The 20,709-nt window shown below is 25.9% G+C and carries 19 protein-coding genes; 3 read left to right on the top strand and 16 right to left on the bottom strand.

The genetic code is table 11. The annotated features are described in order from the left end of the window. Positions 1-2: 2 nt before the first annotated feature. From ACRCZX_RS02795 to ACRCZX_RS02860, 14 genes are all read right to left on the bottom strand, one after another. Positions 3-815, bottom strand: coding sequence for a DUF4007 family protein (locus ACRCZX_RS02795; RefSeq protein WP_438581422.1), 813 nt, complete (start codon positions 813-815; stop codon positions 3-5). Between the two features lie 11 nt (positions 816-826). Beyond that, positions 827-1,468 carry a hypothetical protein gene (locus tag ACRCZX_RS02800; protein WP_438581423.1) on the bottom strand — a complete coding sequence of 214 codons (642 nt, stop codon included), beginning with the start codon at positions 1,466-1,468 and terminating at the stop codon, positions 827-829. Positions 1,469-1,471: 3 nt separating this feature from the next. Beyond that, positions 1,472-4,825 carry a hypothetical protein gene (locus ACRCZX_RS02805; RefSeq protein ID WP_438581424.1) on the bottom strand — a complete coding sequence of 1,118 codons (3,354 nt, stop codon included), beginning with the start codon at positions 4,823-4,825 and terminating at the stop codon, positions 1,472-1,474. Between the two features lie 2 nt (positions 4,826-4,827). Then, positions 4,828-5,688, bottom strand: coding sequence for a DUF4007 family protein (locus ACRCZX_RS02810; protein WP_438581425.1), 861 nt, complete (start codon positions 5,686-5,688; stop codon positions 4,828-4,830). 3 nt (positions 5,689-5,691) lie between these two features. Continuing rightward, a complete protein-coding gene (locus ACRCZX_RS02815) occupies positions 5,692-7,416 on the bottom strand; it encodes a phosphoadenosine phosphosulfate reductase domain-containing protein (protein WP_438581426.1) in 1,725 nt (574 codons plus the stop codon). Between the two features lie 17 nt (positions 7,417-7,433). After that, a complete protein-coding gene (locus ACRCZX_RS02820; protein ID WP_438581427.1) occupies positions 7,434-7,907 on the bottom strand; it encodes a hypothetical protein in 474 nt (157 codons plus the stop codon). 11 nt (positions 7,908-7,918) lie between these two features. Continuing rightward, on the bottom strand, positions 7,919-10,351 hold the full coding sequence (locus ACRCZX_RS02825; protein WP_438581428.1) for a hypothetical protein: 2,433 nt from the start codon (positions 10,349-10,351) through the stop codon (positions 7,919-7,921). Between the two features lie 8 nt (positions 10,352-10,359). Continuing rightward, positions 10,360-11,487 carry an aminotransferase class V-fold PLP-dependent enzyme gene (locus ACRCZX_RS02830; RefSeq protein ID WP_438581429.1) on the bottom strand — a complete coding sequence of 376 codons (1,128 nt, stop codon included), beginning with the start codon at positions 11,485-11,487 and terminating at the stop codon, positions 10,360-10,362. Between the two features lie 108 nt (positions 11,488-11,595). Continuing rightward, positions 11,596-12,282, bottom strand: coding sequence for a queuosine precursor transporter (locus tag ACRCZX_RS02835; RefSeq protein WP_438581454.1), 687 nt, complete (start codon positions 12,280-12,282; stop codon positions 11,596-11,598). A 22-nt stretch (positions 12,283-12,304) separates the two neighbouring features. Continuing rightward, positions 12,305-13,270 carry a nucleoside hydrolase gene (locus ACRCZX_RS02840; RefSeq protein ID WP_438581430.1) on the bottom strand — a complete coding sequence of 322 codons (966 nt, stop codon included), beginning with the start codon at positions 13,268-13,270 and terminating at the stop codon, positions 12,305-12,307. A 141-nt stretch (positions 13,271-13,411) separates the two neighbouring features. Next, positions 13,412-13,723: a hypothetical protein gene (locus ACRCZX_RS02845; RefSeq protein WP_438581431.1), complete on the bottom strand. Its 312-nt coding sequence runs from the start codon at positions 13,721-13,723 to the stop codon at positions 13,412-13,414. A 15-nt stretch (positions 13,724-13,738) separates the two neighbouring features. After that, on the bottom strand, positions 13,739-14,110 hold the full coding sequence (locus tag ACRCZX_RS02850; protein ID WP_438581432.1) for a GNAT family N-acetyltransferase: 372 nt from the start codon (positions 14,108-14,110) through the stop codon (positions 13,739-13,741). A 2-nt stretch (positions 14,111-14,112) separates the two neighbouring features. Then, on the bottom strand, positions 14,113-15,252 hold the full coding sequence (locus tag ACRCZX_RS02855; protein WP_438581433.1) for a GGDEF domain-containing protein: 1,140 nt from the start codon (positions 15,250-15,252) through the stop codon (positions 14,113-14,115). 115 nt (positions 15,253-15,367) lie between these two features. After that, entirely contained in the window at positions 15,368-16,114 is a 747-nt protein-coding gene (locus ACRCZX_RS02860) for a transporter substrate-binding domain-containing protein (RefSeq protein WP_438581434.1), read from the bottom strand. Between the two features lie 260 nt (positions 16,115-16,374). Here ACRCZX_RS02860 and rd point away from each other — a divergent pair, with 260 nt between their 5' ends. Further along, positions 16,375-16,533: a rubredoxin gene (rd, locus tag ACRCZX_RS02865; protein ID WP_438581435.1), complete on the top strand. Its 159-nt coding sequence runs from the start codon at positions 16,375-16,377 to the stop codon at positions 16,531-16,533. A 58-nt stretch (positions 16,534-16,591) separates the two neighbouring features. Further along, complete coding sequence (gene hcp, locus ACRCZX_RS02870) at positions 16,592-18,244, top strand: hydroxylamine reductase (protein WP_438581436.1); 1,653 nt, start codon at positions 16,592-16,594, stop codon at positions 18,242-18,244. Between the two features lie 26 nt (positions 18,245-18,270). Here the strand turns inward: hcp and ACRCZX_RS02875 are convergent, their stop codons facing one another. Beyond that, a complete protein-coding gene (locus ACRCZX_RS02875; protein ID WP_438581437.1) occupies positions 18,271-18,996 on the bottom strand; it encodes a DUF305 domain-containing protein in 726 nt (241 codons plus the stop codon). Between the two features lie 131 nt (positions 18,997-19,127). Here ACRCZX_RS02875 and ACRCZX_RS02880 point away from each other — a divergent pair, with 131 nt between their 5' ends. Beyond that, complete coding sequence (locus ACRCZX_RS02880) at positions 19,128-19,943, top strand: ZIP family metal transporter (RefSeq protein WP_438581438.1); 816 nt, start codon at positions 19,128-19,130, stop codon at positions 19,941-19,943. Positions 19,944-19,971: 28 nt separating this feature from the next. Here ACRCZX_RS02880 and ACRCZX_RS02885 read toward each other — a convergent pair whose 3' ends face one another. Then, positions 19,972-20,673, bottom strand: coding sequence for a hypothetical protein (locus ACRCZX_RS02885; protein ID WP_438581439.1), 702 nt, complete (start codon positions 20,671-20,673; stop codon positions 19,972-19,974). Positions 20,674-20,709 lie beyond the last annotated feature (36 nt).

The raw sequence follows: 20,709 nt of genomic DNA on the forward strand, positions 1-20,709 counted from the left end.
CCCTAGGAATTTTTTATCATCATCTCTAATATATCTTCTTTTGTATACTTACTACTTTTTACTACTTGATTTAATCCCGCTGTTAAATTTATATCTATTAATCCAAGTGCTTTTATCTCTTCTAGTGTTTCAATAATTGCATCTTGGTCCATTAAAAATATTCTACCTAAATTATATTTATCATTAATTATTGAATTTATTGGCATAGCAGTTTGCCCATCTTTCCACAAATCATATATTATATATGCTCCCACTAAAGGCTCAACCCAATAAGAATGTATTTCGTATGTTGGGTTCTTCTTATCTCCTTCAACTTCTTCTAGTAATCCCATTTTTCCAAAGCCTAATTCTGAATCTGCAATTATTTTTGTAGTACTTACTATAAATTCTGGATATTTAGAATCCGCACCAAAATCTAACAAAGTTTTTTTTATACTTTCTTGTGATACTTTATTATCAAAATCTGATATTTTTGTACTTAAATACTCATTTAAAATTTCGGCAAAATAATAATGACCATCTTTTTTTTCTAACTCTGGATTTCGAGCTAAGTGATAAAGCATCAATGGTTCAATATAGTCATGTGATTCTTTTACTTTTAAATAAAATTCCCCTAATTTAGTTAAACTAATTTCCCCATCTTTTACTTCAATAGCCTCTAAGTATTTCAACCATTCTATAAATGTTACAACTTTATTTTCACCAGCTCCAGATTCTTCTTTTAAAGCATTTTTTCCATTTTCTCCGTCATCAATAATTTTTAACAACTTTAAAATATATGGTAGTTCTATTCTAAATTTTTGTTTTGAATGCATTGCTCCTCCAATTATTTGAATAAAATATTTAACATATCTTTTATTTGAATATAAAAATCTTGTTCATAGTTTGGTACTTCTCTTTTTAGTTTGTTTTTATCTTTTTCAGAAATTTTTAAAAATTCAATAATCCTATATTGAATAATTTTTTCTAAAAGATCTTTGTTTTTATCTATAAACTCTTTAAATTTAACATTCAAAATTACAGTTTCTTCTTTTATATTAAAGTTATATGGTAGCTCTTTTAAGCTTTTATAAAAAGCTCCTATTACATTTGTTTTTAAAACTTTTCTTACTAAAATTATATAGTCAATTCTTTCGTCGATTGGAATTTTTTCATAACTATAAATTCCTTCTTTATAAAATTTTTCTATTAATATATCCATAGTTGATTTTTTAGAACGACCATTATATATCGCTATATTAATTGGGTATTCTTTTTTATAATTAAAATAGATTTCTGAAAAACATACTGCTATCTCATTAAATATATCTCCTTTCAACTCTTCAATATCAATCAGAGATTTAAATAGTGATAATTTATATAAATTTTGCATCTGATTTCCCTTTGAAAAAAAATAATAAATAGCGGTTTCTACAACATTATTTGGATTAACTTCTCCTTTTTTTAAGTTCCAACCAGCTCCAGTCATAATTTACTCCCGTATCTCTATTAATATTTTTGCAACTACTTTTCTTTTTTGCTCTGTTGTTAAACTAAACCCCATATTTTTTATAGCTGCAGAAATTTTAGAACTTAGCATTTTTTCCATCACATCTAAATCTTCAAGAGATATTGTTTCTTCTCTATTTTGATACTTTATTTTTAAAGAATTTCCCTCAATATTCTCTTTCACTTCTTTTTTTAGTAGCTCTTTATCTAAAAGCTTTTTATACTCTTCTAAATCTTGCTCCCCTCTCCAATTTTGATAAGAAAAGCCTTTTATTTTTTTAGTTATACTTTGTAATATCTCTTCCACTGAACTATTTTTTAAAGATTCTAAATAATTTTCTATTTCTATATTTTCTTCTTTCGTTTCCAGATTATTAATATAGCTTTTAAAATTGTCGAACTTTTTTTTAGACAGTATTTGAACTGTTAGCTCTTCCAATTCTTTTAAAAACTGAACTTTACTTTCTTCTAAAGTTATCATTTCCAGTTCTAATTTGCTAAGTACATCCTCATATTTTTTAGTTTTGTATATTTTAGGTAGCTCATTTAAGATAAATTCTTTTGCATTACTAATCATAAATATGTTTTTATATATTTTATTTAACCCTTTTAACTTTCCAAGATACATACTTCCAACATATCTAGGTTGATTTAATAAATAATTTTTTACTCCATCTAATACCCTATTATAAATTCTATTGTCAGAACTCTTAATATGATTTTTTAATATATTTTGAAGAGCTTCGGTATAATCTACTTCATCTTTTGTTATACTATAATAAGACATTCTATACTTTTCAGGATTTTTTTCAATTGAATCTAAAATATCTAAACTAAAATTTATCTCACTATTTCCCTCTTCAAAAGAAAATACAATTTTATCTTTATTTTCTATATAAAGTATTCCTAATAAGAATGTAAAAATCCCCTCTCTTATTCCATAATCTCCGCAGTTACTACAATACTTTAAATACATATCTCTTAAAGATTGATTTTTATTTTTAAGTTCTTGTTTGATTTCGTTTATAAAATTAGAGAATTTTAAATAGTTTTCATTTTTTTCATCTTTAAAATATAGTCCTGTATTAAATAGCATCACTCTTGCAACAGAGCTTTCAGCTTTTGTATCTTTAAAATACTCTTCTGTTAATTCTATATTTTTATTTAATTTATTTAGTATTTCATGTCTTGCTCTTTTCATTGGTATAGATAACATTCTCTTATTTATAAGTTCATAATTAACGCCAATATATTTAGGATACTTAAAACTTAAAAAATCATTTGTTATATTCAATAAATCTATCTTTTTAGAAAAATACGAATCTATTCTTTTTGAAATTGTCTCTTTTATCTCTCTTTTATAAATATCTAACTCTATTTTAAGAGTTTCATTTTCTGATATTATCAACTCTTCTTTTAACAAAGCAATTCCTTCGAGTTCTTTTAATTCATTATATATTTCCAATTTTTCTGAATTTCCATCAATCAAAATATACTGATTGCTTTCTTTTAATGATTTAGCTATTTCTTTATAATTTGGATTAGATTCTATATTTGTTAAATAGACTATTCTTCCATCTTCTTTTGTATTTTCTTTTAAAAGTTCTAGTTTACCTAAATCAGAAGCATCAATATAATATTGCCCAAAATACCTATTTAATTTATTTAAATCATTATATTTTAATGGATAATATGTTCCTTTATTTAATTCCTCTTCTAATCTTTTTATATAATCAAATCTTCCTATTCTCTTTTCACAATATTCTTCTATCTTTTTTTCAATATTTAGATTTGTATTTTCTAAAAGTTTATAAAAGTTTTGATACTTCTTAAATACTATTAGTTTATTCTTTTCTAAAAAATTTAAATCCAAAGATTCAGTATTAAATATATATCTCAAAGTTTCTATATCTGGTTTTATTTCAGAAAAATTATTATTTATATATATCATTGCAATTGCTTTAACAACTCTTTTATCAAATTCTTTTTCTTTCGGTATTTTAGAAATAATCTCTTTACTAAATATATACGTTTTATATTCATTAGATTCAACTGATAGTTGTTTTATCTCTCTTTCAAAATAATCATAAAGATAATCTAATGTTATAAAATCTAATGGATTTTTTTTGTTATAAATCAAACTTTTTAATCCTTTTGGCTCATCTGAGCAAATAAAAGCAAAAAGTGTTCTTTCATTTTGAGCTAGTTTTTGAGATAAGTCAGGTAATGCTGTTGCTGTTATATAATCTAATGGATAATAATCTTTTGTAAGTTGCTTTTCATCTTTATCGTCTACAAGGCTTTTCAACAAAATTTCTTTTGTTTTTAATCCAATGCTATCTTCTCTAAAAGTTTCGTAGTTATTTTTTTGAATAATATTTTTTAAAATTTTTAAAATGCTATCTTTTTCAAATATAAGGGGTTCTTTTAAAAATCTTCCACTTACTTTTTCCCACTCATCTTTTTCAACAGTATTTTTGATTTTTCTAGTATATTGAAAAATATCTTTATGAGTTATTACTAATAAGTTTGAGTTGTTTTGTAAATTACAATACTCTGCTGTATCTTGTATCTCTTTTACATCTATATTATTTATATTTGTTTCTAAATATCTTCCAAATTCATCAAAAATATAAATAACTCCAGAATATCCATTGTCTTTTACTCCATTTTCAACATCTTGAAGTAAATCTTTTATATTTTTTACATTTCCATTATAAGAAAACTTTTCTCCACCAAAAACATTTGAATAAACCTCTGAAAATATAGTTTCAACTTTTTTCGTCTTATATTTTAATTCTTCTGAAAAATTATTTTTTTCCAATTCATTTTTAAAATTCTTATAAATATTTTTATGTTTCTCTCTCCAATAAACCAACTTTTCTTCTATAATATCTATTTTTGAAGATATATGAACATCTATATTCTCTTCTTTTAAAGCTCTTCGTACACCTGAAAAAACAGCTTCTGAAAAACTATCCATTGAATCATCTATAAATACAGTTAAATACTTTTTATTTTCATAAACTCTAAAGCTTTCTTCTATATCATAGATATTTTTTGATTTGTCTATTAAATATCTATAATCTTCCAACTTTAAATTTGAACTCAAAATGCTTGTTAATAAAGCTGTAAAATAAGATTTTCCTGTTCCGTATGCTCCTGATAAAATAATAGACCCATTAGTTTTATTTTCAATTGATAATAAAACTTTATCTAGCAACCTCATATTACTAAAGGTTGGATAGTAGGCATTTAATTTTTCTTTATTTTTAAAATCACTTCTTAAATTTATTGAGTAGTTATTCGTATTAAGTATTTTTACAATTTTTTCCATTTTTACTCTCTTTCTAAAATTAACTTGATTATATCTCTATCTGAAATATTTTTGGTCATATTTATATTTTGTAATCCCGCTGCTCTATCAACAAATAAAAAGTCTCTATTTTCAAGCTTAGAAATTATTTTTTCATACTCATTTATTTTCATTTTTATAATTCCATTTATATAAGAATATGAATCCATTACTGAGATTTGATTAAACATTCTCATTCTTCTTTTTAATAAATAGAAAATAATCTCTTCTGCTATTTCAGAATGCTCTATATTTCTAAAATAAAATTGATTGTTTTCATTTTTTAACAAATATTCTAATTTTATAAAAGGAGAATGTAAATTATCTTCAGGATCTAATTTATTATCTAACTCTCTATAGTACATTTTTATAAAAACACTAAGACTATCTTTTACACTTCTCTCAGATATTGTTTCACCCTTCTCTTTATAAAAAACCGACAAAATATTTCTCGCTTCTTCTTCACTAAAAACACTGTTTTTTTTATTTCTTATAAAAAGATTCCAAAGAACAGCATTTTCATCTTTATTATCTCTATCCATTATATATGTATGCAATAACCATAGAGTATTTCTATTTTGTAAATAAGGGTCTTTCTCTAATATTTCTTTTATATCCCTTTTTAAATAAAACTCTTTATTTCTTTTCTCTAAAATATCTAATATAGTCATCCAAAATTTTAAAGATTGAACCATAACACTTCCAATCCCTATCGCATCTATTGCACCTATATTACTTTTAGAAAATATATAATCACTTTTATTTTCTGAAACATATTCTACACCTTTTTTTATCCAACCACTTCTTAAATAAAAAGAGCTGTGTCCAACTAGTAAATCTGCCATTTTTTACTCCTTATTTTTTGTTCTTAATGCTGATGCCACCAAACAACCCATATCAAATTTTCCAATACAATTCAAGCAATTAACACATTTCTTTTCGTCTATTGAATATTTACCATTTATTACACTCAACGCTCCAAAACTACAAGTTGAATTACAAGCTTGACAATATATACAAGTATTAAATTTATTCAGTTGTTTTGTTATTTTTCCATACAAATACCTATCTTTTAAATCTATTAAAGTTATTTTTATTTCTTTATTTTTCTCTTTAAAAATAATTTTAAAAAGTGCTTCTTTATTTTTATTCAAAACAAACATCTCTTGAATTGTACCTTTAGATGAAATAATAATTTCACCAAAAGGTTTAAAAAGAGTTATAAATTCTTCATCAACTTCTCTATTGAGATTTAAAATATACGTATTTTTCTCATTAATACATTCTTTTTGCTTCATTATTGTGTCTTTACTTTTTTCAATGCCATCTCCACCTTGTCTTGCTTTCCATTTGCTTTTAGTAACGTAATCTTCAACTTTCTTAAATAAATCTTCTGAAGATAACTCTATTCCTTTTTTTAAATAAAATTGTTTAACTACTTTATTTGAAAATTCATATAAAAATTTTTCCCAATCAGCATAATCAAATCTTATTTCTGTTGAATCTTTTTTCGAAACATATATCTTGGCTAAAAATTGAGAAATATCAGAGTTGTTAGGACACATCCAACAACCTACTCTTGGAAACCCTTGCCTATAACTATGATTAAAGCTTATATTTTCAGAAATTAGATACAGCCATATATCTAAATCTAACCAATCTATAACAGGTGAGCTAACCATTCCACCGTGAATTTTAGGTGTTTTACTTACTTTTGGATATTTACTTCTTGAAGAAGATTCTTTTCTTCTAACTCCATAAAAAGTTAAAAAATCTTCATCAAAGTTTGATAGTGTTGTTCCCATAGGACCTGTTTTAAATATTGAGCAACACCAACTTTTAACTCTACTTGGTGGACCGATTTCTTTACACATTTCAAAAAAATCATTTTCTTCATTTTTTTCATCAAAAAATGGTGTCATTGGATTTTCTTCTTTAAATTTTTCCACATATCTATATGTTAAAGGAAGCTCTAATGTTGTATCTCCAAATATATGTAAAATAGATTGGTTATTTAAGGCTTTTCTAACTAAATGAGAAACTACTGTTGAATCTTTTCCTCCACTAAATGAAACCATTGAAATTCTATTGGAATATTTTTTAGAAACTTCTTCTATAAATGGATAAGCACCTATAAAATGTCCCTCTTCATCGTATTCTCTCGAGTTAAGAAGATAGTTAATATGTATACTATTTTCTTCTACAAAGTTTTTTAAAATTTTTTCTTCTACAAAACTCATCTCTTCTGATTTTTGAAATGCTAAAACTTCTTCTTTAAAAGCTTCAAAATTTTCTAAACTATTTATTCTTTTTACTATACTCTCTTTTAAAGGAATACCATCTATTATGTATCTTCCTTGCTTTGTGCACCAAACCGACTTATAGTATATCTCTTCTCCAAAATTAAATATTTTTTTCAAAAGATGTTTTTCTTCTAAAAAAACTGGTCTCAAATCTTGAGCTACTTCTATTAAGTTTTGAGACTTTATTTTTATATCTTCCGTATTCTTATCTAATATTATTGGAACATTTTTTAAAACACTCCAATATATACCCCACTCTTTCTTTGCCACGATTTTGCTCCTCTAATCTACTTTATTTCTATACCTAATTTTAAAAGTTCTTGATATGCTTCATGAACTTCATAAATTTCTGAATTATTTAAATCAATATTTTCTAGCCACTCAGCTTTTATATAAGAGTTCTCTAGTCCATATTTTTTAATCTCTTCATATGTTCTTCCTCTTGAGTCTATATCTATATTTAGCAAATGTTTATCATCTATTTCAATTATATATAATTTTTCCAAAATTTTTTTATATTCATTTCTTGAAGAATCTTTCAAAATATTTTCCAATTTTGTCTTTAATACAAACAAATTATTACTAATTTCAATAAAATTAAAGTTTTTCTTTAAACAATCATTAATTTCGTTTAAACCAAATTCAGAATCGTATTTTGAATTTATTAAAGCTTTTAATTTTCCCCCTCTTATTAATTCTATTTTTTCTATATTTAAAATTTTTGTTTTTATTAATTCTTCTATTATCTTACTAATCTCCATAAATTCTCCAATCAATAATTTATTCTGACTCCTCTTTTTTCAAGTATCTCTATAGCTTCATATATATCATAGACTTCATCTTCATTATCAAAATTTACAACTTCTAATTCTTTCATCTCTACAATCCCTTCTTTCAATGCTTGATTTGAAATATCATTAAAAGTTTTTAATTTAATTTTAACTGTATTTTTCTTATCCTCTTTATAATCAACTTCAGGAAGATTATTTTCTATTCCTGAAATTTTATTTTTCTCAACTATTACATCTTCTTTTTCATATAAATTTTGTATTATTTTACAGTATATTTCTTCAATTTTTTTTATATTTAATTTATCTAAAGGAACATCCATTTTTAACCAATTAATTACACTTAGTATTTTTGCAGCTTCCATTTGAGTCAATATATTTCTTTTAACAGATTCTGAATAAATTTCCTTAAAATCATCTAAAGAAAATCTTGTAATAATTGTAATTAAATTTCCTTTATTTAAACAATATTTTTCATAATTAGCCCATTCACCATAATTATTAATCTTATCTTTAGTTTTTGATTTTGTAGAAAACTCTTGTATTTCTATTTCCTCTTTTATAGGTGTTTCTAATATATTTTCAGCATCTCCTAATATTTTCTGTGGATAAATATCTTCCATTAAATTTTCATAGAATACTTCTAATTTTTCTAAACTCATAATTGTTAAAGGTAATTTTAGTTTTAGACGAGTTAAAACATTTGAAAAATCTCTATCTTTAACAATTTTTAAAAGCCCTCTTTTTTTACCTTCTAAATACATCTCTTTAAAATCATTTTCGCTAAAACTTTTCATTAAATTTAGTAAATCGTTTTTATTCTTAAAAAACTTCTCTTTATTAGCCCAATTTCCTTTAAAATTATATTCTTCTGTTTTTTCATAACTGGCTGTAGTTCGTGATTTTGTTACTTCTTTAAACTTATTTAAGTTAACAGGATTCTCTGAATTTTCTTCCTCTTCAGATATCTCTAAACCTTTCTCTAATGACTCTACTATTGCTTTTGAGTTGTTAACTGTTTTTTCTAATTCTAAACTCATTTTATTTTTTTCTGCTAAAAGATCGCTCGCAAATTTAGAACTTTCTAAAGATAATTTTAATTTCAACTCTTCCAGTTCTTTACATTTCTTTAAGTTATCAGATTTTTCTATCTTAACTTTTTCTTCAGATACCTCTAATGCTTTCTTTAATGACTCTACTATTGCTTTTGAGCTGTTAACTTTTTTTTCTAATTCTAAACTCATTTTATTTTTCTCTGATAAAAGATCGCTCGCAAATTTAGAACTTTCTAAAGATAATTTTAATTTCAATTCTTCTAGTTCTTTACATTTCTTTAAGTTATCAGATTTTTCTATCTTAACTTTTTCTTCAGATACCTCTAATTCTTTCTTTAATGACTCTACTATTGCTTTTGAGTTGTTAACTGTTTTTTCTAATTCTAAACTTATTTTGCTTTTCTCTGCTAAAAGATCGCTCGCAAATTTAGAACTTTCTGAAGATAATTTTAATTTCAACTCTTCTAGTTCTTTACATTTCTTTAAGTTATCAGTTTTTTCTATCTTAACTTTTTCTTCAGATACCTCTAATTCTTTCTTTAATGACTCTACTATTGCTTTTGAGTTGTTAACTGTTTTTTCTAATTCTAAACTCATTTTATTTTTCTCTGATAAAAGATCGTTCGCAAATTTAGAACTTTCTGAAGATAATTTTAATTTCAACTCTTCTAGTTCTTTACATTTCTTTAAGTTATCAGATTTTTCTATCTTAACTTTTTCTTCAGATACCTCTAATTCTTTCTTTAATGACTCTACTACTGCTTTTGAGCTCTTAGCTGTTTTTTCTAATTCTAAACTCAGTTTGCTTTTCTCTGCTAAAAGATCGTTCGCAAATTTAGAACTTTCTAAAGATAATTTTAATTTCAACTCTTCCAGTTCTTTACATTTCTTTAAGTTATCAGATTTTTCTATCTTAACTTTTTCTTCAGATACCTCTAATTCTTTCTTTAATGAGGCTACTATTGATTTTGAGCTGTTAGCTGATTTTTCTAACTCTGAAATCCACTTGTTTTTTTCTTTTTCAAAATACAAAGAATATTCATTTTTAGTTGATAACAAATCACTCTCTAATTCTTTTACCTTTGTATAGTAAGTATCTTCATATATTTTTAATTTTGCTTTAAGACGCTTTGCATACTCTTCTGAATATGCATTTTCTAGTTTTTGAAACTCTTCTTTTAATTTAATTATTTCTCCTGTTTTTTCCAAACTCTCTTTTTCTAAATTTTCTTTTAATAAAATATCATAAGCTGATGCTCGCTTTATTTCATTTCTTTTTAGAAAATCACACTTTATTCTTAAACCTTCTAACTCTTTCTCTAATTCTTCACTCTTAAACATTCCCTTTATTTTCTTTAACATATTTTCTCCTAAAACACATTATCTAAAGCTGCTTTTAACTCTTCAAAATCTTCATGACTATTAAAATAGCTTACAGATAGTCTTAATGTTCCTCCATCTGATGTGCCAATATGTTGATGAGCAAGTGGTGCACAGTGCATCCCTCTCCTAGAGGCTATATTGTTATCAATTAATATCTCTTCAAGCTCTGATGGTGAATAATCAACTCCTGTTATTGATAAAATACCTATATTATTTTCTTTATCAGAATGAATTTTCAAATCATACGAATATTCCTCTATCAATTTATACAACTCTTTAAAGTTTTTTTCTTTTTTAGCTTTGATAGAGTCTAAACCTATTTTTAATAACTCATCTGTTGCTAATTTTAATCCAATTATCCCTAATATATTTGGACTTCCTGCTTCAAATCTTTCTGGTAAATCCTCTGGCATCTCTTCGTCTTCTGATTTTATACCAGTACCGCCATACAACAGAGGCTTTAAGAATACTTTTTTATTATATACATATCCTCCAATACCTGATGGACCATATAAATTTTTATGTCCTGCAAATACTATAAAATCTGAATTTTTTGAAATTTCAGAAAAGTTTAAAACACCTCCAGTTTGACTAGCATCCAGAAGTGTAATTGCATTATATTTTTTAGCTAATTCGAATATATCTTTTACAGGCAATATATTTCCAAAAACATTTGAAGCATGATTAGAAACGACTAAATCTGGTTTTTGAGATAAAAATTGTAATTTTATACCTTCAAAATCTAAATTAAATTTATCAAACTTTAATATTTTTAAATCTATATTTTTTTCTCTACTAATTTTTTTTACGACTCTAAATACTGAGTTATGTTCAAATGGAGATATGTAAATTGTTTTTATTTGACTATAGTCTAAGCCCGAAATTATTTCGTTTAGTGAAAAAGTAGCGGACGAATTTAATACAATCTCATTTTTTGTACTAAATATTGTTTTTATATTATTGATTAAGCTATCTTTTATAGCTTTTGCATTTTTACTTTTATCAGAGTTATTACGAGTAAAATTAACTCCTAATTCTTTATATAAAACCATAGTTTCATCATAAACTCGATCAAACTTTGGATATGTCGTGGATGAATTGTCTAAATATATCATGTTTCCCCTCTTTTTCCTTTTATTATAGCACAAAATTTCTTAAATTTAAACAGTGATTCTATTTTGAAAATAAAAAATCCAAGAGTAAAAAATACTCTTGGAAATATACTAACACAATGATTTTTTAGAATCCATTTTAGTAGCTAAATATAAGAATGGTGTATCCATTGCTGCTACTATCCATTTTAAGATATATGTACTTAAGAATATCTCAAACATAATATTAATTGGGAATACTCCTGCAAATGCTAAACTGGTAAATATAATATTGTCTACAAGTTGACTTACCATAGTACTTCCATTATTTCTAATCCATAACTGTTTTGGAAATCTTTCTTTTAACTTTTTATATAAATATATATCAATATGCTGAGATATTGTATAAGATATCAAGCCAACTATCATAAATCTTGGGAACAATCCAAAAATTGATTTTAAATTACCGAATGTTTCTAAACCTTCAGCTTCTGGTGTAAATACAAGTGCAAAGTTAAGCATAAAGGCTACGACTATATTTGTAAAAAATCCAATCCAAATTGCTTTTTTAGCATCCTCTTCTCCATATTTTTCTGAAAGAATATCAGTTACAAAAAATGCACTTGAATATGCTATATTTCCTAGTGATGCATGAATTCCAAATATTTTAACTAAAACCATAACCTCAACATTAGCTATAAACATAGATATTGGAATCCATATAAATAGTCCAATTTTACCAAACATTTTATATGACCCTAAAACTACTATAAAACTTACAAACAACTTTATAATCCATAAAACTTCATTTTTTAACAATATATCAACCATAGTCATAATTCTAATACTCCTTTAATACAGTTTCGTTATCTTTTAGATTTTCTGGAAAAACTCTGTTGAAAAATAAATTGAAAAACTCTTTTTCATCTACTATAGTGTTTATAAAAACATTTTTATCTCTTTTATAAAAATCTCCTATATCTATTAAACTCTGACCTATAGCAACTCCGTTTTCTACACACTCTAGATTTGTTAAAAAACCATTGCATAAATCAGGATTTATAAAATATGCTACTGCTAAAGGATCATTTATAACACACCCTAAAGTTCTTTCTTGCATCCAATGGAAATCTACATAGAATCCTGTTACAAGGTAAATAAACTGTGCTATATCATTTTTCATCTGTTTTAGATACTCTCTGTAATTTGGTGTTAAAACTATTTTTCTAGTTACATCTAAAGGTATTAGTTCTATTGGTTTTACTACATTCTGAAAGACTATATTAACTGATTCAGGGTCAACCCAATAGTTAAACTCTGCTACTTGAGAACAGTTTCCATTAGTTCTAAAAGCTCCACCCATTGAAACAATTCTTTCTGCAGATTTTAAAATATCTTTTTCTCTCTCCACAGCTTTTGCTAAATTCGTCATTGGACCTAAAGCTATAATTGAAACATCTTCATTGCTTTTAAGAGTTTTGATTAAATAATCTACTGCTCCTAATTGGATAGCCGATTCTGGAATGTCTATTTCTGGTAAAACTTCACCTAAGCCATCCTCTCCATGAGTATCTTGAGCTGTTACAAGCTCTCTTTTCATAGGCTTGTTGTCTCCCAAATAGATTGGAATATCCTTTCTATTTAATAAATTCAGAACTCTATAGGCATTAACTCCTCCAAGTTCTACTGGAACGTTTCCAGCACAAATAGTTAATCCAATCACATCTAACTCTGGTGATTTTAATGCTAAAATCAACGCTAACGAGTCATCAATTCCTGGATCACAGTCAATAATTACTTTTTTCATTTTTTCTCCCTTTTTGGGATCCACGCAACAAAAAAGGGCACGAAAAAACCGAGCCCCTTGCTGGTTTTTTTTACAGATGGATCTCCCAAACATCTTTTTTCTATTTAGTTCGATAGCAATTATAACATACAATTGCTTTTTTTACAATTTAATAATATAAAATTTAATTCTATTTACTACAATTGATTCTTCTTTTTTCTTGCTTATATTATCAAATTTAGCATGAGTATATCTTCTTACAAGTTTAGTTGGATAATCTAAAGCTGTTCTCATAGCTATTACTTCCATTGTACCTAAAAGTTCTGCTCTATCATTTGTAACTAAATAATCGTCTGCTCCATAAGAAAATAAAACTCCTTTGTAATATCCATCAGGTTTAATCATCTTAAAATTAAAATTCTTTCCAGTTTGTTTTACTAAGTACTGCCCTAAAGCTGCTATTTTGTCTTTCATGTTTTACCTCTTTCTTTAGATTTCTCTTTTTATTTTTTCACAAAACTTTTTTGTTTTGAAATTACCATTATGTGTTTCTAATTCTATTTTATAACTAGGATTTTCTTCTTTTAAACGAGCAATTATAAAGTATCCTAATCCTTTATTTTGATATTTAGGAGATATAAACAATCTCTCTATTTTAATTTCACCTTCAATTTCTTTTTTTCTAAAAAAAATAGCTCCTATAATTTCGCTTTCTAAAACTATAACTTTTCCAACAAAATCTTTTGTTAACTCTCTGAATTCTTCAAAGCTCTGTTTTTCAGAATCTTTTCTAAAAGCATTTTTATTTATGTTTGCAAGAGTTTTTAAATCATCTATTTTATAATCTTTAACTTTAAACATAATCACTTCCTTTTTAATTTAATTTTTTCGCCTTCTAAATACCATTTTTTACTTCTTTTTGCTTTGTACATAGCTGCATCTGCATATTTAAAAGCTTTTATCATTGTGACGTCTTTATCTTTATAATAATAACCTAAACTAAAAGATATATTTCCACTTTTTAAAATTTTTGAATTTTGAAAATCTTTTTTTAATTTTTCAAGTTTAAACTCTATACTATTCGTAAAATTAGAAAATATATAAAATTCATCTCCTGATATCCTGAATAAATAATCTTCTGTAAAAGTCATAGTTAAACATTGTGCAACTTCTATCAAAATTAGATCTCCATGATGATGACCATAAGTATCATTCACTGCTTTAAAATTATTCAAATCTAAAAGTAGTACACAACCCTTTGTACTATTATTATGTTTACAAAATTCATTATAAACTCTTCTACTTGGAAGTCCCGTTAATTCATCTTTTAATAACTCTATATTTTTATTTTTATGTTTTACTATTTTAATAGTTTGATATATTAAAAATAATCCTAAGAATATTGAAACACACAAAATTAGTACTGAAAAAATTTTATATCTTTTTTGTTCAAGTATATCTTCTTTTCTTTTTTCTAAATTTGATAAATTTCTAAAATCATCTACAACTATGAGTTCTGATAATCCTTTATCCAGTATATCCCTAAGCATTACATTTTCTTTATTTAAAGCTATATTAACAGGCACAATATCTAATATATCAACATTATATTTTAACAAATCATATTTTTCTATATTTGTAGTTAGCATAGAACTTATTTTTTTATTTTTAATATCTCGAATCATTTTATTTTCATTTTTATACTGAACAACCATATTTTTAGAAAAAAAATATTTTGCAACACTTTGTTCTAAAGAATTTTTTATAACTCCAACTTTTTTATTCGTTTTTTTACCTTCATCAAAATTACTTATTTCATAAACTTTTAAATCTACTATTTTTTGAGTGAATATAAAATCTTTTTCTCTAATTGGTAGTTTTGATACAAGTAAAATATCTACATTTTTGTTTAACAATTCTTTTTTTGCCAGCTCCCAATCAATTAAGTTGATTTTTTTCTTTTCAATTATTTTAACATTAAGTTTTTGAGATAAATAATTCAAAATTCTTGGTGCTACTCCTATATAGCTACTTTCTAAACTAGAATACCTACTAATTCCATCTATATTTCTATATGCTACTTTAATAGGTGGTAATTTTTCTAAATATTTTTTTTCATCATTTGTTAAAATTTTGGATATTCTTTTCTTTTCTTTTTTCTAACCAATCATTTATTTTTTTTGAATATTTTTCTTCTAAAGCATTATTTATTATAGCTAATAATTCTGGATATTCTTTTAGTACAGCTATAGATGCTTCTGGTAACCTACCTAACTTTAATTTATTATTATTTCCAATTATATTTAAATTAGAAATAACATATGTATCCATGTTATTTTGATCTATTTTTTCTACTGAAATATATTTCAAATCTAAATTATTCTTTTGAATCAATCTTTTTAAAAATTTTTCATAGATTGTTCCTTCAACTACATTAATAGTAACTCTATTTAAGTCTTGTATTGTATTTATACTTTTATCTTTTGAAACTAAAATTAAATTTTCAGATAAAATAGATGTTGAAAAAAGAGCATATTTTTCAAAATCTTCAGTATAAGTTAAATAGGTTAGTATATCTATTTCTTTATTCTTAAATTTTTCTTTTTCTATTTTCCAACTTTTAGTTTCAAATTTAACATTTAGTCCCAAATAATTAGTTAACATCTCTTCTGTTATACTATCTAAAGATTCTCCATCTATTTTTTCTCCGTTAAAATAATTCGATTTTCCACCAACAATGAGTTGTTTTTTTCTTATATTTTGAAGAAATTTTTCTTCTGAATCATTTCTAGGAGAATAAATCTCACTTGACAATATATAGGTACATATCAAAATATACATAACAAGTACTTTAAATTTCTGCATACATCCCCCACTTGCATTATTTTTTACACTTATACTAAATTATATCTCGAATTACAGAATTTTTCTAGAAAAATTATAACTTTTTTTATAATTTCTGGTTTTTATTGCCTTTTATTGGTTTTTACCTATCTTTTACCTTTTTTTATTCTACCTTTACATTGATAGTTTATTTAATTTATATTAAATTTTTTTAAAGGAACTTTGTAATTTTTTTTGTAAATAAACAGCGTAACATACAAAATAAAAGTTGGAGGTTTATTATGGAAAAATGGAAATGTAATGTTTGTGACTGGGTTTATGACGTTGAGAATGGTGATCCTGATAATGGTGTAGCTGCTGGAACTGCTTGGGAAGATGTTCCAGAAGATTGGGTTTGTCCTGTTTGTGGTGTAGGAAAAGATGACTTTGAAAAAGAGTAGTTTTTTTACTGAAAAATAAACAACCTATTTACTTTAAATATATTTTTAGGAGGTTTTTATGTCAATGTTTTGCTATCAATGTCAAGAAACTGCAATGAATAAAGGTTGTACAGTTAGAGGTGTATGTGGTAAGGCTCCTGAAACTGCAAAGTTACAGGATCTATTAATACATACTGCTAAAACTGTTTCTGCTTATGTCGAATTGTTACATGACAAAACAACTATCTGTAACAGCCTTCATCGTTGGGTTGTAAATGCTCTTTTCGTAACTATTACAAATGCTAATTTTAGTGATAGTGCTATTATAAAAGAGATTGAAAAAGGAGAGATGTATAGAGCAGCCTTAAAAATTGAACTTTCTAAGCAAAAAGTACTTGTACCAGAAAAATATGCAAAATATATAAACTGCCCTATTAATATGAACTCTCATGAAACTCTTTTAGAAGTTGCTGAGAAAGTTGGTGTTTTAAGAACAGAAAATGAAGATATTCGTTCTTTAAAAGAAACTATTCTTTATGGTTTAAAAGGTATGTGTGCATATATTGAGCATGCTTTTAATTTAGGAAAAGAAGATTTTAAAATATATAGATTTATAGAAGAAACTTTAGCTAATGTTGATGATGATTCTCTTGGGTTAGATGGATTAGTTGCCATGACTTTAGGTGTTGGTAGAGTTGGTGTAGACGCTATGGCTCTTTTAGATAGTGCTAATACATCTTCATATGGACATCCCGAAATAACTAAGGTAAATCTTGGAGTTAGAAAAAATCCTGGTATCCTTATCTCTGGACATGATTTAAAAGATTTAGAACTTCTTCTTGAACAAACAAAAGGAACAGGAGTAGATGTTTATACTCACTCTGAAATGTTACCTGGTATTGCTTATCCATTCTTTAAAAAGTATAATAATTTAGTTGGGAACTATGGTGGCTCTTGGTGGCATCAAACAAAAGAATTTATAGATTTCAATGGTCCTATATTGTTTACAAGTAACTGCTTAGTACCTCCAAGAGGATCTATTGCAAGCTATTTAGACAGAGTTTATACAACTAACTCAGCTGGTATGGATGGATGTAAACACATCTCTTTAAACGAACATAATAAAAAAGATTTTAGTGAAATTATAGAAAAAGCTAAATCTTGTAAACCTCCTGTTGAATTAGAGTCTGGAGAAATTACTACTGGTTTTGCACACAATCAAGTTTTAGCATTAGCTGATAAAGTAGTTGAAGCTGTTAAATCTGGAGCTATTAAAAAGTTTTATGTTATGGGTGGTTGTGATGCTAGAATGCAAGACAGAAAATACTATACTGAATTTGCTTTAGCCTTACCAAAAGATACTGTAATTTTAACTGCAGGATGTGCTAAATTTAGATATAATAAATTAAATCTTGGGGATATAGGTGGAATCCCTAGAGTTTTAGATGCTGGACAATGTAATGATTCATACTCTCTTGCTGTTATAGCTTTAAAATTAAAAGAAGCTTTCGGATTAGATGATGTAAATGATTTACCAATTGTATTTAATATAGCTTGGTATGAACAGAAAGCTGTTTTAGTTCTTTTAGCTCTACTATATTTAGGATTTAAAAATGTTCATGTAGGACCAACTGTTCCTGCATTCTTAAGTCCTAATGTATTAGGTGTTTTGAATAAAAACTTTGGGCTTGGAACTATCAGTAATGTTGAAGAAGATTTAAAAAATTTCTAATTTAGACACGTTAAAAAAGGCAAACATTAGTTTGCCTTTTTTAATATGTTATTTATCTCTTTAATCTCTTCTTCTTGAGTTAAAATAACTTTATGAGCTAGTTTTATCAACTCTTCATTTTTACCATACTTTAAATACTCTTTCGCCATTTCTAAAGCTCCTTTGTGGTGAAAAATCATATTTTTTAAATAATGCTCTGTTATTTTTTCTGAATCTTTTGCAACACCTTCATAAAAATTCATATTTTTCATCATCATCATATTTATTCTTTGCATTTTTTTTAAATATTCTGGATTTTCATTATCTCTCAACTCTCCACTTTGTAAAAGTGTTTGCATAATCTCTACTTCTTTCTCTTGTTCAGATATTATTCTTTGAGCTAAAGATTTCACTTCTTTATTTTGAGTATACTTTAAAACTCCAGCGCTCGCTACAATTGCAGCTTCATGATGAGGAATCATATATATTACAAAGTTATTGCCTATATCTTTCGTTAAAAAAACTTGAGAACTATTTGACATCATTAAACTATGAGCATAATCATCATATTCTTTATATCCCTTTAAATTTTCAGGAACAACATTTTTTATTGGTGTTAAAACCGTATAAACTCTGCTTTTTGATTCAATTTTGTATTTTTTATCTTTATGCATATCTAAATGGGAACCATTGCCTGCACCATAGCTTTTTAAAGAAACTGTCGAAAAAAGTGCTGCAATTCCAACCATTATATTTATATTTTTAAAATCCATTACAAATCCTCCTAAATTAACATATTTCTGTACTCTATTATTAAAAAAAATACTATAAATTCCTTTTAAATAAAAGGGAAATTATAATTTAAACAGTAAAATTAGTTATAATGTATCAAAAGGAGAATTTTATGATTAATTATTTAAAAGATTTAAATCCAATATTTTTAGCTTTTTTAGCTACTCTTTTTACATATTTTATTACTATGTTAGGATCAAGTATGGTATTTTTCTTTAAAACAATAAATTTAAAAGTTTTAAATGGAATGTTAGGCTTTGCCTCTGGTGTTATGATTGCTGCTTCGTTTTGGTCTCTTTTAAATCCAGCTATTGAATTAGCTGAAAAGATTGGAATACCTGGATGGCAACCCGCTATTATTGGTTTTCTTGCAGGCGGAGGATTTCTTTGGATTATTGATAAAATTCTACCACATCTTCATCTTAACAAAGAACCCTCTTTAGCTGAAGGTATTGAAACAAAATTAAGAAGAAGTGTTCTTTTGGTTTTATCAATAACTCTTCATAATATTCCTGAAGGCTTGGCTGTAGGTGTTGCTTTCGGTGCTTTATCTGCAGCTGGAAGTGATTCTTCAACTTTAATTGCAGCTATGACTCTTGCACTCGGAATTGGATTACAAAACTTTCCAGAAGGAGCGGCTGTTTCTATTCCTTTAAGAAGAGACGGAATGAGTCGAACTAGAGCATTTCTTTATGGACAAGCTTCTGGAATAGTTGAACCTATTTCAGGTGTTATAGGGGCATTTTTCGTTATCAAGATGACTTTTTTACTTCCATACGCATTAGCTTTTGCTGCAGGTGCTATGATATACGTTGTCGCTGAAGAGCTTATTCCTACTGCTAAAGAAATTAGAAATGATGACTCTGGTACAATTGGAGTTATGCTTGGATTTGCTCTTATGATGTTTTTAGACGTTTCTTTAGGCTAATTATTTACTTAAAACAAAAGCAGAGTTCTTATTGAACTCTGCTTTTGTTTTTCTCGACTTGCATTATTATTATTGTCACTTTATTTGTATATTTTGAAAGCTCGTTATAATCATTTTCAACTTGTTCCCAACTTGGAGAACTCTTTTCTATTTCTATTGAAATTCTTTCACTTAATTCTTCCATTCTCGCAATTTCTCTGCTCGTCATACCTTTTTTTATAGCATCCATTATCTCTTTTTCATCAGCTGGATCTGAACTCATACTTATACCTTGATCTAAAACCATATCTGACATTATTTCATTATTCATTTCCTCTTCAAAATTTGGTTCTGTTTTATCTAAGCCAACCTCTTTTAAAGTTCTCATCATATTAACAGAAACTTTATTTGTATAAACTGAAAGCTCATTATAAAGTTGTTCTACTTTTTTCCAGTTTGGATTCTCTTTTTGAACTTCTGAATCAACTTCCTCTCCTAAAACGTCCATTTTTGCCATTATTTCTGGATCAGCTTCTAAACTTCCAATTACACTTATTATAAAATCTTCATTTGATATATCTGATATTGAAATGTTTTCAATAACTGGTGCAATAGTTACAGGTATTGCTGGCACTACTACTCCTTCAACTAAACTCTCATTTTGAGTTAAGTTTTGAACCTCATCAGATATTTCTTCAGAAAAAGATACTATAGATAAAATAAAAACTAATAAAATTAAAATCTTTTTCATTTTATTTTCTCTCCTTTTAAAATTTAATAAAACCTA

The organism is Cetobacterium sp., from assembly GCF_051658645.1.
GTDB lineage: Bacteria > Fusobacteriota > Fusobacteriia > Fusobacteriales > Fusobacteriaceae > Cetobacterium_A.

Bases quoted from the DNA above. Each gene is read 5' to 3' on its own strand.
- ACRCZX_RS02795 (WP_438581422.1), bottom strand. From the start codon at position 815: ATGCATTCAAAACAAAAATTTAGAATAGAACTACCATATATTTTAAAG.
- ACRCZX_RS02800 (WP_438581423.1), bottom strand. From the start codon at position 1,468: ATGACTGGAGCTGGTTGGAACTTAAAAAAAGGAGAAGTTAATCCAAAT.
- ACRCZX_RS02805 (WP_438581424.1), bottom strand. From the start codon at position 4,825: ATGGAAAAAATTGTAAAAATACTTAATACGAATAACTACTCAATAAAT.
- ACRCZX_RS02810 (WP_438581425.1), bottom strand. From the start codon at position 5,688: ATGGCAGATTTACTAGTTGGACACAGCTCTTTTTATTTAAGAAGTGGT.
- ACRCZX_RS02820 (WP_438581427.1), bottom strand. From the start codon at position 7,907: ATGGAGATTAGTAAGATAATAGAAGAATTAATAAAAACAAAAATTTTA.
- ACRCZX_RS02825 (WP_438581428.1), bottom strand. From the start codon at position 10,351: ATGTTAAAGAAAATAAAGGGAATGTTTAAGAGTGAAGAATTAGAGAAA.
- ACRCZX_RS02830 (WP_438581429.1), bottom strand. From the start codon at position 11,487: ATGATATATTTAGACAATTCATCCACGACATATCCAAAGTTTGATCGA.
- ACRCZX_RS02840 (WP_438581430.1), bottom strand. From the start codon at position 13,270: ATGAAAAAAGTAATTATTGACTGTGATCCAGGAATTGATGACTCGTTA.
- ACRCZX_RS02845 (WP_438581431.1), bottom strand. From the start codon at position 13,723: ATGAAAGACAAAATAGCAGCTTTAGGGCAGTACTTAGTAAAACAAACT.
- ACRCZX_RS02850 (WP_438581432.1), bottom strand. From the start codon at position 14,110: ATGTTTAAAGTTAAAGATTATAAAATAGATGATTTAAAAACTCTTGCA.
- ACRCZX_RS02860 (WP_438581434.1), bottom strand. From the start codon at position 16,114: ATGCAGAAATTTAAAGTACTTGTTATGTATATTTTGATATGTACCTAT.
- rd (WP_438581435.1), top strand. From the start codon at position 16,375: ATGGAAAAATGGAAATGTAATGTTTGTGACTGGGTTTATGACGTTGAG.
- hcp (WP_438581436.1), top strand. From the start codon at position 16,592: ATGTCAATGTTTTGCTATCAATGTCAAGAAACTGCAATGAATAAAGGT.
- ACRCZX_RS02875 (WP_438581437.1), bottom strand. From the start codon at position 18,996: ATGGATTTTAAAAATATAAATATAATGGTTGGAATTGCAGCACTTTTT.
- ACRCZX_RS02880 (WP_438581438.1), top strand. From the start codon at position 19,128: ATGATTAATTATTTAAAAGATTTAAATCCAATATTTTTAGCTTTTTTA.
- ACRCZX_RS02885 (WP_438581439.1), bottom strand. From the start codon at position 20,673: ATGAAAAAGATTTTAATTTTATTAGTTTTTATTTTATCTATAGTATCT.